The 14,468-nt window shown below is 62.9% G+C and carries 14 protein-coding genes, 1 tRNA gene and 1 pseudogene; 5 read left to right on the top strand and 11 right to left on the bottom strand.

The window, feature by feature from the left end:
* Window positions 1-228: 228 nt before the first annotated feature.
* Entirely contained in the window at window positions 229-1,527 is a 1,299-nt protein-coding gene (locus GSQ89_RS17625; RefSeq protein ID WP_158927547.1) for an LLM class flavin-dependent oxidoreductase, read from the bottom strand.
* Between the two features lie 600 nt (window positions 1,528-2,127).
* Here GSQ89_RS17625 and GSQ89_RS17620 point away from each other — a divergent pair.
* Together GSQ89_RS17620 and GSQ89_RS17615 are read left to right on the top strand one after the other, a co-directional pair.
* Window positions 2,128-2,607, top strand: coding sequence for an antitoxin Xre/MbcA/ParS toxin-binding domain-containing protein (locus GSQ89_RS17620; RefSeq protein WP_158927545.1), 480 nt, complete (start codon window positions 2,128-2,130; stop codon window positions 2,605-2,607).
* Entirely contained in the window at window positions 2,604-3,032 is a 429-nt protein-coding gene (locus tag GSQ89_RS17615; RefSeq protein WP_371734264.1) for an RES family NAD+ phosphorylase, read from the top strand. Before GSQ89_RS17620 ends, GSQ89_RS17615 begins: the two co-directional genes overlap by 4 nt.
* On the opposite strand, the gene GSQ89_RS17610 is transcribed toward GSQ89_RS17615, so the two are convergent.
* On the bottom strand, window positions 2,958-4,073 hold the full coding sequence (locus GSQ89_RS17610) for an ISAs1 family transposase (RefSeq protein ID WP_158927543.1): 1,116 nt from the start codon (window positions 4,071-4,073) through the stop codon (window positions 2,958-2,960). The two genes, GSQ89_RS17615 and GSQ89_RS17610, sit on opposite strands and share 75 nt — an antisense overlap.
* Window positions 4,074-4,699: 626 nt before the next feature.
* Here GSQ89_RS17610 and GSQ89_RS17605 point away from each other — a divergent pair.
* Window positions 4,700-5,896, top strand: a complete 1,197-nt coding sequence (locus GSQ89_RS17605) for a M20 aminoacylase family protein (protein WP_158927541.1) — start codon at window positions 4,700-4,702, stop codon at window positions 5,894-5,896.
* A gap of 43 nt (window positions 5,897-5,939) precedes the next feature.
* Here GSQ89_RS17605 and GSQ89_RS17600 read toward each other — a convergent pair.
* The 6 genes and pseudogenes from GSQ89_RS17600 to GSQ89_RS17575 all read right to left on the bottom strand — a co-directional run.
* Window positions 5,940-6,188 (bottom strand): annotated as a pseudogene (locus GSQ89_RS17600) (ISKra4 family transposase); the annotation flags it as partial.
* The gene (locus GSQ89_RS38525; protein WP_216856224.1) at window positions 6,080-6,406 is read right to left on the bottom strand and encodes a hypothetical protein; all 327 of its coding nucleotides are present in this window, start codon (window positions 6,404-6,406) and stop codon (window positions 6,080-6,082) included. The gene GSQ89_RS38525 and the pseudogene GSQ89_RS17600, both read right to left, overlap by 109 nt.
* 179 nt (window positions 6,407-6,585) lie before the next feature.
* Window positions 6,586-6,912, bottom strand: a complete 327-nt coding sequence (locus tag GSQ89_RS40150; protein WP_216856223.1) for a CcdB family protein — start codon at window positions 6,910-6,912, stop codon at window positions 6,586-6,588.
* A complete protein-coding gene (locus GSQ89_RS17585) occupies window positions 6,902-7,168 on the bottom strand; it encodes a type II toxin-antitoxin system CcdA family antitoxin (RefSeq protein WP_158927537.1) in 267 nt (88 codons plus the stop codon). Before GSQ89_RS17585 ends, GSQ89_RS40150 begins: the two co-directional genes overlap by 11 nt.
* A gap of 572 nt (window positions 7,169-7,740) precedes the next feature.
* Window positions 7,741-7,816: transfer RNA gene (locus GSQ89_RS17580), tRNA-Glu, on the bottom strand.
* A gap of 73 nt (window positions 7,817-7,889) precedes the next feature.
* Window positions 7,890-8,192 (bottom strand): DUF6476 family protein, encoded by a 303-nt coding sequence (locus GSQ89_RS17575; protein WP_158927535.1) that lies wholly within the window; start codon window positions 8,190-8,192, stop codon window positions 7,890-7,892.
* Between the two features lie 31 nt (window positions 8,193-8,223).
* On the opposite strand from GSQ89_RS17575, the gene GSQ89_RS17570 reads away from it, so the two are divergent.
* Together GSQ89_RS17570 and rpoH are read left to right on the top strand one after the other, a co-directional pair.
* Window positions 8,224-9,225, top strand: coding sequence for an RluA family pseudouridine synthase (locus GSQ89_RS17570; RefSeq protein ID WP_158927533.1), 1,002 nt, complete (start codon window positions 8,224-8,226; stop codon window positions 9,223-9,225).
* A gap of 248 nt (window positions 9,226-9,473) precedes the next feature.
* Window positions 9,474-10,367: an RNA polymerase sigma factor RpoH gene (gene rpoH / locus GSQ89_RS17565; protein WP_158927748.1), complete on the top strand. Its 894-nt coding sequence runs from the start codon at window positions 9,474-9,476 to the stop codon at window positions 10,365-10,367.
* A 97-nt stretch (window positions 10,368-10,464) separates the two neighbouring features.
* Here the strand turns inward: rpoH and GSQ89_RS17560 are convergent, their stop codons facing one another.
* From GSQ89_RS17560 to GSQ89_RS17550, 3 genes are all read right to left on the bottom strand, one after another.
* Window positions 10,465-10,923: a hypothetical protein gene (locus tag GSQ89_RS17560; RefSeq protein WP_158927531.1), complete on the bottom strand. Its 459-nt coding sequence runs from the start codon at window positions 10,921-10,923 to the stop codon at window positions 10,465-10,467.
* Window positions 10,923-12,890: a hypothetical protein gene (locus GSQ89_RS17555; RefSeq protein ID WP_158927529.1), complete on the bottom strand. Its 1,968-nt coding sequence runs from the start codon at window positions 12,888-12,890 to the stop codon at window positions 10,923-10,925. The genes GSQ89_RS17560 and GSQ89_RS17555 overlap by 1 nt, the downstream gene beginning before the upstream one ends.
* A gap of 288 nt (window positions 12,891-13,178) precedes the next feature.
* A complete protein-coding gene (locus GSQ89_RS17550; protein ID WP_158927527.1) occupies window positions 13,179-14,468 on the bottom strand; it encodes an adenylosuccinate synthase in 1,290 nt (429 codons plus the stop codon).

Below are 14,468 nucleotides of genomic sequence, written 5' to 3'. Positions count from 1 at the left end.
TGGGCGCCTTCTCATGACTGAGGAGACGCTTGGCCCCTAGAGGCGCCGGTTGGGCATCGATCGCAGGTTCCTTGCGAACGGGGGGCGACTATGACTCGCGTCAGGCGGGGCGGCAACTCTGGCCACCTGACATGACATGTCGGCATAACATCGATTTACGGTAAATTCGCGTGCGGGCCAGGGGGCAAACCAATGTCGGAGGGGATGCGGCGTGTCTGGCGCATGTCGCTAATCGTCCCCAACTGCTCGCAGTCTCTCGGACGGATCCTCGCTTGGGATGTTGATACCGCCGCCGCGACGGGCTGTGATGGCGTTGGGTGTGCCGTCGCTCGCGACGACCGAACGGCCGTAGGCGGGAATGGGCGGAATCGCATCCGGCGCGAGCGGACGCATCCACTTCTTTCGCTTCAGCGCCGCTTCGATGTAGGGCGCCAATTCCGCCTGTTTCCGCGCATCGCGTGCAGCCTGATCGGCTTTCATCGCCGGCATCACCTCAGCGGCAAACAGTTGGAGCGAGGCAATGATATCTGCGTGCGTGTTGCGTCCCGCCTGCTGGATGAAGATCACCTGATCGACGCCGGCGTCCTGATACTGCCTCATCCGGTCAATAAGTTGCACGGGTGTACCAATGCCGTTGCCAACCACGGGCGGCATCGCGTCGCGCCCCCGTTGGAACCGCTCCCACACATTTGTCACGCCGGGGATGTGCTCTCCGTAAACGTAGTGGTGGCCGAGCGCGAAGCCAAAAAACTGGAAGCCCTCCCCGCCGCGTCGGATCGCCTCCGCCTCATCATGATGCACGGAAAAGCCGGTCGCCATCGCGATATTGGCATTCACCGCATGGCCGATCGGCACGCATTCTTCGGACTTGATGATCTCGTAGTATTCGCCGGCCCATTTCGCTGCCTCGACGGGATCGACGAAGGCGAAGGCGAGCGCGCCCACTCCGTTACGAGCGGCGACGTGGATCGTCTCCTTGTTCGAGCATGCGAGCCAGATCGGCGGGTGTGGCTTTTGCAACGACTTGGGAATGACGTTGCGCGCCGGCATCGAGAAGAATTCGCCCTTGAAGCCGGGATAGGGTACCATCGCCATCATGTTGGCGGTCTGCTCGGTTGCCTCGGCCCACATCAGCTTCTTCTGCGCCTGATCGACGTTGAAGCCTTCCAGTTCCGCGCGGGACGCCGAGGATCCGGTGCCCCATTCGGCGCGGCCAGAGGAGACTAGGTCGAGCATAGCGATCCGCTCGGCCACCCGCGCGGGCGGGTTGTAGCCGGGCGGAGAGAGCACCACGGCGTGGCCAACATGGATCTGCCTGGTGCGCCCAGCGGCAGCGGCGAGGAACACCTCGGGAGCGGAATTGTGTGAATATTCCTCGAGAAAATGGTGCTCATTGGCCCAGACGTAGTCAAAGCCGAGGCGGTCGGCGACCTCCACCTCGGCGAGCGCGTGCTGGACCATCCGGTGCTCGGACTCTGCATCCCATGGGCGTGGCAATTGCAGCTCGTAGATCAGGCCGAACCTCATGGCGTTCGTCTCCCCTGCGCTTCATCTGGTTGTCCTACTACCCAGTAGCGAAAGCTGGATGGGACGTCCAGCGCCACTCCGATGTCAGAGCCTCTAAGGTCGCTCCGACCCAATTCCGTCGCCAGACCGGCGGTTTGCTGGTTGCCAGTGCTTCACAACGTGCGCGCGCCACCACGTCCCCTCCCCTGCGCGGGAGAAGACGCGCTCCTCAGTAGCCGAGAGTGATGCCTCCCCAAGGCAGCGCTGTAGGTCCTCTAGCTGACAGCTGTAGCGATCGTAGTCATCGGTGATGGGCGACCGAGACACGCGAGAGAGGGTGCGCTCGCACAAGGATCACCGTCGGACGACCGAGGTCGGCGTCTCCGTTCTTGTCCTGAACCGGATGCTGGAGTTGGGACGCCCGGACTCCGTCCGCGTCGGATGAACGTAGATGGGGTTGGGGGATTTCGCGACCCACCCGTCGATTCATGCAACAACGCCATGTGAGCCCCACTTAAGGGGATTGTACGCCTCAGGCCCGGTCATCGTTGGACCGAGTGCTTGCCGTTGTCTCACGTGATATCTTAATGTGTCTCACCTGATGACAAGACAGGGAGTAAGATGAGTACGCAAGAGACGGCCGAGTTGCTGGGCATCGTAGGACCGACGGGAACGGCACAATCAATCCTGTGGCTCCCGCGACAGGTCACCTTGGGGTTGCCGCTTTCGTCCCTTGAGCGCGTGGCTGACAAGGTCGCCCCGGACGACAAAGGGTTTGTCTACCGGATCGTATCGAAGGCGACCTGGGCGCGGCGACGCAAGGGGCTCCAAGTCGCGGGCCGTGAGTTAACTCAAGTGCCCCATCATGCGGGTAAGGGGGCGCTCTCATCTGACGAGAGTGCAAAAGTCGCCCGGCTGGCGGAAGTCTGGACTCTGGCACGGCAGGTGTGGGGTAGCGACGAGGCGGCGAGGGCCTTTCTGTTCCGCCCCCATCCCATGTTGGAAGGCCAACGCCCGATGGACGTGGTGCTCTCAAACGAATTTGGGAGGCCACTGGTTGAAGGAATACTCGGACGGCTCCAATACGGCTCCGCCGCGTGATTCTTGACCGCGTGCTGACGGGATACCGGATCGGAGATCCAAAAGGCGCTCACCCCATCTTCGATGCCACTGGTTCTAAGCTTTACCCCGGTCGCTGGAACACCCCGGTCAACCCCGTAATCTACGCATCCGCGCATTACTCGACCGCTATGCTCGAAAAGCTGGCACACGGAAGCGGAGTCCTGCCGCCAAATCAGCACTGGATTGATACCACTATCCCGAATGGAATTACCTACGAGACGTTCGGCGTCGCCCACATGCCAATGTGGGCAGCCCCGGCCTGCATGGATGCTAAAGGCATACGGCGCAGATTGGCAGACAAGCAAGCGGCCGTTACTTCTGATCCAGGGCTATCGCATTTGACCGAGGACCGATCGGGCGAACTCGTCGGACCATCCGGAGCGCTTGCGTTTGCGCCTGATTGAGATGTCCGGCCGTGCGGTACGGAGAACGTTGAGTGCGAGGTTCCTCAGTGTTGTGAGGTTTTCCGGTCCATGATCTCGCCGGTTTCGCGCGCGATCCTCGTCGAAGCTAACATCCAGAACCCAATGCAGGCAGTTTTCGATCCGCCAGTGCGCCCTGACCGCAGCCGCGAACCTGGCGGCGTCCATCGCCACCGAAGACAGGTAATGCCGACGCACCGTCGTGGTCTTGCCATCGCGCGTGACTGTCGCCTCAACCATGCCGAGCATGGCGAGACCCGGCATCGGCGCCTCATCTGGATGGCGGCGATCCGACAGCATCCAGCTCACATCATGGCTGACCGCGTGGCGGCGGACCTCGATCCGGCCATTGTCGGCATCGGTGGTCGTATGCTCGCTGTCGGGCCGGCTGACCGGATCGGCGAACCAGCCCCGGACCTCGGCGTGTTGCAGCGGACGGTTCGCCTTCAGTGTGAACAACCAGTCTCCACCACGATCTTTGATCAGCCGAGCGGTTTCACCTTGACAGTGCAACGCATCGCCCGTCACCAGCGCGCCGGTCAGATCGATTAGGCCAAGCAACGTGCGCGCCGCGGTGATCTCGCTCTCTTTGTCGCCGGCCGCAACCTGACCGATCACCATCCGCGCGTCCGCCGCGAAGGCGGTGACGACGTGCAATGGTGAACGCCCGGCTGCTCTGTCGAACGAACGACGCATCGTCTTGCCATCGATGGCGATCACGCCGGTGCCTTCCTCACCCAAACCATCAAGGAACCGGGCGAAGCAACCGGCGAAGGCGGACGGATCGAGCAGCCGAAACAGACGAGAGAACGTGTCGTGACTGGGCAAACCACCCGGTAATTTGAGAAACTCACGGAACAGGGCTTCGCGGTCGCGCGCGAAATCGGCGAAATCAACACAACTTTCCGCGCCACATATCGACGCGGTCAGCGCGATCGTCAGGACATCCAGAAGGTTATGTCGCCGTGCATTGCCGTTCCGGGGGTCCGGGAGATCCGCGAGGCTCGACCAGATCGACAGCATCCAGGCTCCTCCAAATCAGAGAGGAGACACTCGAATCCATCCCTTCGAGCCGTGTCCAGCCAGATTATTCCTTATGCGATTCGCCTGACTTCTGATCGTGCCGAGCGTGATGGCGCGGATGGAAAACAACTATCTCCTGAATCCGGATCACCCCGAATTCTCTAAAGTCACATGTGGCCTGGCCAAGCCGTGCTGGTGGGATAAACGGCTGTTTCCATAATGCGATTTTCGCCGGACTTCGCCACGTTCCGAAATGCTTGGAGGGCAAAGAGGCCGGTCGGCACGGCGAGGAACCGGAAATTTTCATCGTGGCTCTGTTGGCGACGGGATTCTCGAAAAAGGCCGAGTGGTAAGCCGCTTGAACTATTGGAGTGTGAATCGGCTCCGAACTGGGACCTCGGGCAAAAGCGTCAGAACGCGCTGATTGAATTTGAAGAGTTCGTTCGGGGGGGTCCCGATCGGCGCCAATCGGGACCCCACCACGATCGCCATTCCTACCGTAATATCAATAATTTGAGCCTCGCTGGCCAGGGGGGCCACTTCAGTGCCGCTTCACGCTCCCGGCTTGTGCACATCCGGACGAAGCCACAGTATGACGGCATTGACGCAAGGAGGCGGGCTGGCAGATGGGCGCAGGGACAATCGACGGTAGCCTCCGAGCCGGGATCGAGGCTGTTCTTCCAGAAATCGTCGCGATCCGCCATGACATCCACGCCCACCCTGAACTCGGGCGCGAGGAGTTCCAGACGTCAGCCCTGGTTGCGCAGAAGCTTCGGGCATGGGGCATCGAGGTCGCGGAACACGTCGGCGGCTTCGGGGTGGTTGGCACCTTGCGGGGCAAGCGGCCCGGCCAGGGGGCAATTGGGTTGCGCGCTGACATGGACGCACTCGCCCTGTTCGAGCAAACGTCGCTGCCGTATGCGTCGTCCAATTCGGGTCGCATGCACGCCTGCGGGCACGACGGGCACACAGCGATGCTACTGGGCGCGGCCAAGGTCCTGGCGGAGGACCGGGACTTCGCGGGGACCGTGCAACTCATCTTCCAGCCCGCCGAGGAAGGGCTAGGCGGCGCGCAGGCCATGCTCCAGGATGGCCTCTTCGAGCGATTTCCCTGCGACGCCGTCTACGGCATGCACAACATGCCCGGTATCCCTGTCGGCCGAATCGCTCTCCGCAAAGGTCCGTTCATGGCGGGGTCGGGCCGCTGGAAGGTCTGTTTCTCCGGCACCGGTGGGCACGGCGGTAATTCGGCGCATCTCGCCTCCGACCTGTCGGTCGTGCTCGCCACATTCGTCACCCTCTTGCAGACGGTTGTGAGCCGAAACGTGCCCGCGATCGACACGGCGGTGGTCAGCGTGGGACACGTCCAGGGTGGGTCGCCCGAATCCCTAAACGTGATGCCAGCAGAGCTTGTCGTCGGCGGGACCATGCGTGCCTTCACCCCGCCAATCCAGAGCCTCCTCGAGACCCGCATCAGCGAGCTCGCCGCACGGAGCCAGGGTGCCAGCGCGAGCGTGAAGACGTGGTGGAACGCCATCCCGCTCGTGAACCCCGGGCCGCAAGTACAAACCGTGGCGATGGCTGCCAGAACCGCCGTCGGACCCGAACAGGTGGACGAGGAGGCCGCCCCGGTCACGGGTGGCGAGGACTTCGCATTTATGATGCAGGCCAAGCCCGGGGCCTTCGTGTTCCTTGGGAACGGCGCCGCGGCGGATGGCTCCGTCCACGCGTTGCACACGCCCCACTATGACTTCAACGACGCCGCCCTGCCGCACGGCATCGCCTACTGGATCTCGCTAGTTCGCCAGGAACTGACGACCTAAGCAGCGTCGTAAACGAGGTTCGAGACCGTCTCAAACCTGGGGGTTATGCCACGCGACGAAAAGGACGCCAGGCGCGGCCTTCGGCGACGGCGTGGTCGTAATCGAGGATACCATTCATCACCGCGCATCGAACCTTGAGCATCAAATGCGCACCGCGTGGCGTCCACCGCATCTGCTGGGCGTTCATCCGGCGATGCAGCAGCCATTGTACTGTGCTTTCTGTGACCGCCGTGAAGATTGGCTCCTCGCGCTGCCTGGCAGTCGCATAATCAATGATGATAACTGACTGCCCGCATAGCGGTGCTGGTCGACGAATTTCGCCGCCGCCCGGAAATGCCCGCCCGTCGCCGCCAGCACGGTGAAGCTCTCGGCGACCAGCCTGTTGAACATGGCGAGTGCCGCCCCGCGCTGCGCCAGGCTGATCTGCCCGGTTCGCAGCTTGATCGCCATGGCGGAGGACTGGGATTGGTTAGGTGGACGCCCATGTTTGATCGCTATTAGCAACGTCACCGCGGTTCTCAGGAGAACACGTATTTCCGCCGTTTTGCGCGGAGTCGTGCGTCACCAGGGTCCTCATAAGCCGCCGCCAAAGTACCCGGGACATTCCGTAGTCGGTGTGAATTTCCCTAAGGTTCCCATTTTTATTTCGACTCGGGTGCCTCGATCGCGGCGGCAGAGGCACCCGGATATCAGTGCAGGCGGCCGACCGGGTACCCAAAAAGCAGTCGGTCGATAGCGTCGGTAATGTCATCCCGATCCGAGAGTGCAGATGCGACAGTTTCCCCGAGTTGGGCGGTGGAAACCGGGCTCGTGTCGAGCAGCCGCACCCTGTATTCGGAACCGTCTACAACCAGGCGCGGCGATACCACTCCAGCGTCCCCCTGGGGCCTCCATAAGGGGGCCACCAAGCGGGTAGCCGCGGGTATGTCGTGGTGCTGAAGGACGAGAAGGAAGGGGGCGCGGACTCCTCGAATGCGATGCGTCACAACGTCAAGCCAGCGCGGATTACTCACCATCGGCCTCAGCATTGGCCCGAAGGATGTCACCCAAAGAGCCGTGCTCCTTCAGATATTCCTCGTGCGCTTTGCAGTCTTGCGCGACCAGCGCATCCCACTTCGCGCGGTGCCGTCGTGCCATCTCAGCGGCAATTGCGTCCTCCGCCAGAGCGGAGAGATTCAGACCTTCCTCCCGCGCTCGCGCGACCAGATCGGTGTTCAGGGTCAGGTTGACGGGACGCTTTGTCGCCCCAGTGTCGTAGACAAGCGTGCTCATAGGCTCCTCGCTGACAGTGCGCATACATACCACGCATTTCATGTGCGTAAATGGGCCTGCCAATTGCATGAGAGCTCGCTCGCAAGCTTGTAAGCATGCTTGTCAATCTCCCTATTCCGCTTCAGTCCATCCCTTTAGATCTCATGTCCGTTTCCTGCCCTGGGTACCCCCGTGAAGAAGAAAGGAAGGCCAGGGCTCTGGCCCGCCCTCGAGCTGCTTCGGCGCGATCCCGACAGCGCCGCATTTCGACCGGCGACGCGGTGCCGGCGCGTGCATCGCGATTGCCCGCTTGATTGCTGCGATGATCGGCGCGGCGACAAGCACGACGCAATGGATATCGGTCTCTCACCGTCACCTTGCAGATGGATTTCGTCAACATTCCCCGGACGTCGGGCCGGCACGACAATGCGAACAAAACGGACACGAGGTTGCTGGATTAAAGAGGGTCGTTCGGCACGCAAGCGGAGCATTCAATGCGACTTGAAGACCCACTTGAACATTGGTCAAAACGTTGGTCAAATATCGTCGCAAATTAGCTCATAACATGTTGATATATAACGATTTATGGAAGATGGCGTCCCGTAGGGGATTCGAACCCCTGTTGGTGCCGTGAGAGGGCACTGTCCTGGGCCTCTAGACGAACGGGACATCGGCCAAGGCGGGCCTTCTAGCCTGGAACCCTCGGAACCTCAAGCATCGGAATCCGGCCGGCCCCAGAATCTTAGCGAACCAGGGAAATCCGACCGGTCACCGCCCCCGTCGCGGGGTCGATCAGCACCACCCGGTCGGCTCCGCCGCCTTGCAGTTGGATGGCCAGCCGGTCCCGCACCGCCGCGATCCCGGCGATCCGCGTTCCCGCCGGCTCATCCAGCACCGCGGCCAGAGATGCCGGCAGTGTCACCACGAGTGACGGTGGCGACGTCAGCCGGTGAACCACCACCACGATCAACGCCGTCGTGCCGACCACGATCAGCGCACCCATGACAATCACGGCGATCTTCAACGCCCGCATACTGTTTCCCATTCGAAGCCGATCCGGGTTATCCCACATCCACATGCCAGCCAACAGCGAACCATCGCCCCATGGACCGATCCGCATTACCGCCACGGCCGACCATGCCGGCCAGCGCATCGACCGGTTTCTCGCCGACCATCTCGGCACGCTCTCGCGGTCCCGGGTCAAGACGCTGATCGATGAGGGGCGGCTGCGTGGTGCCTCTGGTCCGGTCACCCAACCAGCCGAACCGGTGAAGGCGGGCGTCACCTACATCCTGGACCTGCCGGCGCCGATCCCGGCGACTCCGCTGCCACAGGCGATTCCCTTCCCCATCCTGTATGAGGACGACGACCTGATCGTCCTGGACAAGCCGGCCGGTCTGGTCGTCCACCCCGCGCCGGGCAATCTCGACGGCACCCTGGTGAACGCGCTGCTGGCCCATTGCGGGCCGGGTTTCACCGGCATCGGCGCGGAACGCCGGCCCGGCATCGTGCATCGGCTGGACAAAGACACCTCCGGCGTGATGGTGGTGGCCAAGACCCAACTCGCCAACGATGCGCTGACCACGGCTTTCGCCACGCGGGACCTCGACCGGTCCTACCAGGCGTTGGTCTGGGGGCTGCCGCAGCCGCTGGCCGGTGAGATCGAAGGTGCCATCGGCCGCGACCCGCGTGAGCGCAAGCGGATGGCGGTGGTGGACCGTGGCGGCAAGCTGGCGCTGACCCGTTACCGCACGATGCGCGCCTGGCAGACCAGCCTCGCGCTGCTGGAATGCCGCCTGGCCACCGGGCGCACGCATCAAATACGGGTGCATCTCGCAACCAAGGGGTACCCGATCGTTGGCGATCCGTTATACCTGCGTCGCGTCCCAACCGCCGCAAAGGCCATAAATCAGCCACTTCGCGGCCATCTTCTCGACTTCCCGAGGCAAGCCCTGCATGCCGCCAGCCTGGGCTTCAAACACCCCCGGACCGGCCGGGTCATCAGCTTCGAAGCACCGTTGCCATTCGATATGCAGGCACTTTTACACGATGTCGAAACTAATCTGTCCGGCTGTTAACCGTTCGTTAATATTGACAGGACTAAAACGGTCCTGTATGAATTGCCCATCAAGCGGGGGGATGCCCTTCTTTGATGGGGACGTCTGGAAATGCCGCCGCCAACTTGGGGTGGGTCACCGGGACGTGAAGCCCCAACCTGCATCCAGACTGGTCTCAGTCACATTCATGCCGTGATCTTGCGCCACGTTGGGCAAGTCAATCCGGCCTGACGAAAGGAGCCTAAACCGTGGCCTCTGCCGTCCTTAACATCGCCCCCGAGGGCAACCTGTCGCGGTATCTTCAAGAGATCCGCAAATATCCGATGCTCACGCCGGAGGAAGAACTGTCGCTCGCCCATCGCTGGCGGGACTCCGAAGATATGGAGGCGGCACACAAACTTGTCACCTCCCATTTGCGGCTCGTTGCGAAAATCGCCATGGGTTACCGCGGCTATGGCCTGCCGGTCGGTGAACTGATCAGCGAAGGCAATGTCGGGATGATGCAGGCAGTCAAACGCTTCGATCCCGATCGCGGCTTCCGTTTGGCCACCTATGCCATGTGGTGGATCCGGGCGGCGATCCAGGAATACATCCTGCACTCCTGGTCGCTGGTGAAGATGGGCACCACCGCCGCGCAGAAGAAGCTGTTTTTCAACCTGCGCCGCCTCAAGGGCCAAATGCAGGCGATCGACGATGGCGACCTGCAACCCGAACAAGTGGCGAAAATCGCCCGTGTGCTGGATGTCCCGGAACAGGACGTGGTCAGCATGAACCGCCGTCTCGCGGCACCCGATCACAGCCTGAACGCCCCGGTGCGCCAGGATAGCGAGGGGGAATGGCAGGATTGGCTGGTGGACGAATCCGACAGTCAAGAAACCTCGATCGCAGATCGGGAGGAACTGACGGGCCGGAAAGCCCTGCTCACCGGTGCGCTGAAGGCGCTGAACGAACGCGAACGCCACATTCTGATCGAGCGGCGGCTGAAGGATAACCCGACCACGCTGGAGGATCTGTCCCAGCAGTACAACATCTCTCGCGAGCGGGTGCGCCAGATCGAGGTGCGGGCTTTTGAGAAGCTGCAAAAGGGGATGAAGGCGCAGATCGCCGAACGGCGATTGAACGCCGGGAACCGTCCGGCTGCGATTGCCGGGGAGCACGTTTAGGAACGGTTCCTGTCTTGTTACGTTATTTGGAACGATTTCGCTTTCAGTCCGTCTCCTTCAAGGTTCGTCTGATGCCGAACCGTGAGGGGGCTCGACGTTACCGCGGCTGATTGTCTTCCAGTCCCCACTCTGCCGCGAGTGATTCTCGCCGGTCCATCAGGACCGAACGACGGTAACGTAGCCGGTAGTCATCCAGTACCTTCAGTCCCAGCGGCAAGGTTTGAACGGCGACCCACGCCGCCGCCGCCGCCAGCCAGACCTTCAGCACGGTGGGCCACCCCGCCAGGTACCCCATGCAGCCGTCGATCCCGGCGCATCGGTACCACGCATCCATGACGGGATGCACACAAGCCGCCGCTTGAAACAACAGGATCGCCCGAGCGACCCCACAGCCCGGGGTTTGGTCGATGATCAGCGCGAGCAGCCCCGGCAGCAGCAACACCACCAGCGGCAGGGCGATATCCGGCGACAGCGCGACCAACCCGCCGCCAGCCAGCCCCAACAGCAGAACGAGCAGCCCCGTCATGCCACGGCCGAGTTTCGATCCGATGCTCATCACAGCAAGACCGACATGACCATCAGGATGAGTGCGGACAGTCCGATTCCACCCGCGATCACCTGGCCGAATCGTTCCGCATCCGCGAAACGGGCCTTGTCGTTGCTATCGATGGAGGCCACTTCCGCATCGATTCTGGCCACCTCATGCGCCGCGCGATACGCCCCGGCGATATCCAACGCCAGGGCGGTCGTGTCGCCGGTCAACTCCAGCAGCCGAGCCACAAATCCGGCTTGCGCCAATGTGTCGAGTCGCGTTTGCATGGCGTCGCGCCGCAGTTTGTTGCGCCACCGCTCCAGATTCGGCCGCAGCCGGAGCGCCACCCATTTCGCCAGGCACGGCATCGGCGCGGGATGGTATCGAGCCTGCAGATCCTGCAGCAGCACGAGTTCGGCCAATCGGAACGTCCCGGCGTCCTTGCTGCCGAACAATCCGTTGACCATCATCTCCACCTTGCGGTCGGAACGGGCCGCGATGAACGCCGAAATATGCAGGTCGATCAGGGTGTCGCCCGCATTCCCCGCCGCGGTTTCAAAGAAGTCCATCAGATCCGCCATGCTGGCGATCCACCCGGTCGCCATCGCCGACACGCGGCACGGCAGGATCGGGTTCGAGGCATAGAACAGGCGCAACAGCCCGCTGGGGCCGCCGCCTTGCAAAAGGTGCCGCTGTTGCATCAGGTCGGGGTGATCGGACGATGCCAGTCGCGGTTCGACCTCGGACCATGCGCCGGCGATATCGTTGACCAGCAATTCCTCGACCGTGGTCAGAAGGCCGTTTTTCGCGGCGATGCCCTCGGCCAGGACCGATGGCAGGGCATCGGGAAACAGCGCGACCCCGCGCCAGCACAACGGCATGCGCGGGTTGAGCGCGCTGACGGTGTGCATCACCAGCAGCGCGTCGGCGCGGGGGCCAGACTTCGTGTCGGCCATGCGGCCCCTGACGAGGTCCTCGATCTGCGTCGCCAGCCCGGCATCGCCCAAGGCTCGGCGTAGCCATTGGGTCACCAGCCCGTTGCGCAGGAACTGGATGGCCTTCTTTTCATCATTGAACAGCGCATAGGCCAGGCTGCGCGCGTCGAACACGGCGATATCGTTCAGCACCAGCGCGGTTTGGCTGCGCCGCGCCGGGCGGGCGGCAAGCCGGCGGCCACGGGTGCTGGCCAGGTCCAGCAGCAGGCCGGGCAGCGGCCGGTGTTCCGGGTCCTCCGCCAGCATTCCGCGCAGCAGGTCGGCGAGTGCCCCGGACACCGGCATGTCCCGGGTCAGCGCCGCGAAACTGCCCATGTCGAGCTTCAGGCGAACAACTGTCGCGGCATCCAGGTTGGCCATCGGCAACCGGCCCGTCGCCAGGGTCAGCAACAGCACGCCCAGCGCATAAACATCGTCCGCGATCGAGCCGTCCCCGCGGCCGGACGGCAGGCACATTGCACTATAAGGCGACTCGAATGCGACCGGCTGGTGCATGGCCGGGGGGGCCGCCCATGCCGCGCCCAGGGTAACCGGCTGGCCCGGCGCCGACTGGAACACGTTGTTCGGCCGGATCGCTCGGTGGGTCAATCTGCGGCCGTGCAAGTATTCCAACACCCGTGCCGCAGGCCGCAGAACCAGATCGATCAGCACCTTTTCCGGCCATGGATTCAGCGCTGCCGACACCGGGGGACCTGGTGCGGGCATGCAGATAACGAAGTAACCCACGCCCTTTCCCGCCTGCAGCGGCGCGACGCCATAGCCAAGCGGCACCATCAGGTTGTCGACAAGCTCATTAAGAATCTTCAGGTGCCGGATGCGCGGCGAGGCATCCCGGGACACCGCCAGGGCGACTCGCCGCCCATCGGCGGCCATCCGGTCGCGCGCCAAGAAAGCCGGCAGCCCACCACCCGCATCAAGCAGCACCTGGGTGGGGTCAACCGCGAAGCGGCCGGCGATCAGCGTGCTGGACAGTGCGAGAAACGAATCATCAGCCATGTGGGCGAACCGTTTTGGTCAGGCCGGCGCAGTTTACCGGGGGAAAGGTTGACCAATGGTTAACGGGGCCGGGGCCGATTTTGGGATAGGACGGTTCGAGTGTCTTCCGACAGACACCATTTTACGGCATTGCTTTCATTTCGGTCTAATGATTCTGAATAAGTAACCAGTTGGGCTATTCGAAGAGACCAACCATCGGTGGTTAATACCGGCGGTCGTTGACGTCGACACATCAGCCTCGTCTTGGGACAGCGAAGTCCGGGTCATCTGAGCGACCTGGTTCGCGCTCTATCCCTCGAACGGATCCCGCACCATGATCGTGTCATCCCGTTCGGGACTCGTGGACAGCAAGGTGACCGGCGCTTCCACCAGTTCCTCGATCCGCCGGACGTATTTCACCGCCTGAGCCGGCAGATCAGCCCACGACCGAGCACCGTAGGAAGATCCCGACCACCCCTCCATGGTCTCGTATTCGGGCACGGCGGCCGCCTGCGCACCCGGTGCGGCCGGCAGATGGCGGACGAATTCGCCGTTGACCCGGTAGCCGGTGCAGATCTTCAACTCGGAAAACCCGTCCAGAATGTCCAGCTTGGTCAGCGCGATACCCTGGATGCCACCCACCTTCACCGCGTGGCGTACCAGCGCCGCATCGAACCAGCCGCAACGCCGGCGCCGGCCGGTCACCGTCCCAAATTCCCGCCCGCGATCACCCAGCAACTGGCCGATGTCGTCATGCAGTTCGGTCGGGAACGGACCGGAGCCAACCCTTGTCGTATAGGCCTTGGCAATCCCCAGCACGAAACCCACCGCACTCGGACCCAACCCGCTGCCCGAAGCCGCCGTGGCAGCGACGGTGTTGGAGGAGGTCACATACGGATAAGTCCCGTGATCCACGTCCAGCATCACCGCCTGCGCACCTTCGAACAGGATGCGCTTGCCGCCACGCCGCAGTTCATCCAGCCGCTCCCACACCGGTTCGGCGTAGGGCAGGATCTGCGGCGCCAGCTTCAGCAACCCATCCAGCAGGCTCTCCTTGCTGAACGGCGCCACGCCCAACCCCTGAAGCAGCACATTGTAGTGCAACAACAGCTCATCCAGCTTCGCCGACAACGTCTCCGGCTCCGCCAGATCAGCGACCCGGATCGCGCGGCGGGCGACTTTGTCCTCATACGCCGGGCCGATGCCGCGGCCGGTGGTGCCGATCTTGCGGTCGCCGCGGGCTTCCTCGCGGGCTTTGTCGATTGCCGGGTGGACCGGCAGGATCAGTGCGGCATTGTCGGCGATTCGCAGGGTTTCGGGGGTGACCGTCAGTCCCTGGCCGCGCACACGAGCGATCTCGGACAGCAGGGCATCGGGATCGATCACCACGCCGTTGCCGATGATGCACAGTTTCTCGCGCACCAGCCCGGACGGCAGCAGCGACAACTTATAGGTCTGGTTGCCGACGACCAGCGTATGCCCCGCGTTATGGCCGCCCTGGAACCGCACCACCACGTCGGCTCGGCTTGCCAGCCAGTCCACGACCTTACCCTTGCCCTCGTCGCCCCATTGGGCGCCGATCACGGCGACATTGGCCAT

Origin of the sequence: Acidisphaera sp. S103 (assembly GCF_009765975.1) — a bacterium.
Taxonomy (GTDB): domain Bacteria; phylum Pseudomonadota; class Alphaproteobacteria; order Acetobacterales; family Acetobacteraceae; genus Rhodopila.
The sequence above is the reverse complement of the archived record's forward strand: the minus strand, read 5'-3'. Positions and strand labels throughout refer to the sequence as shown.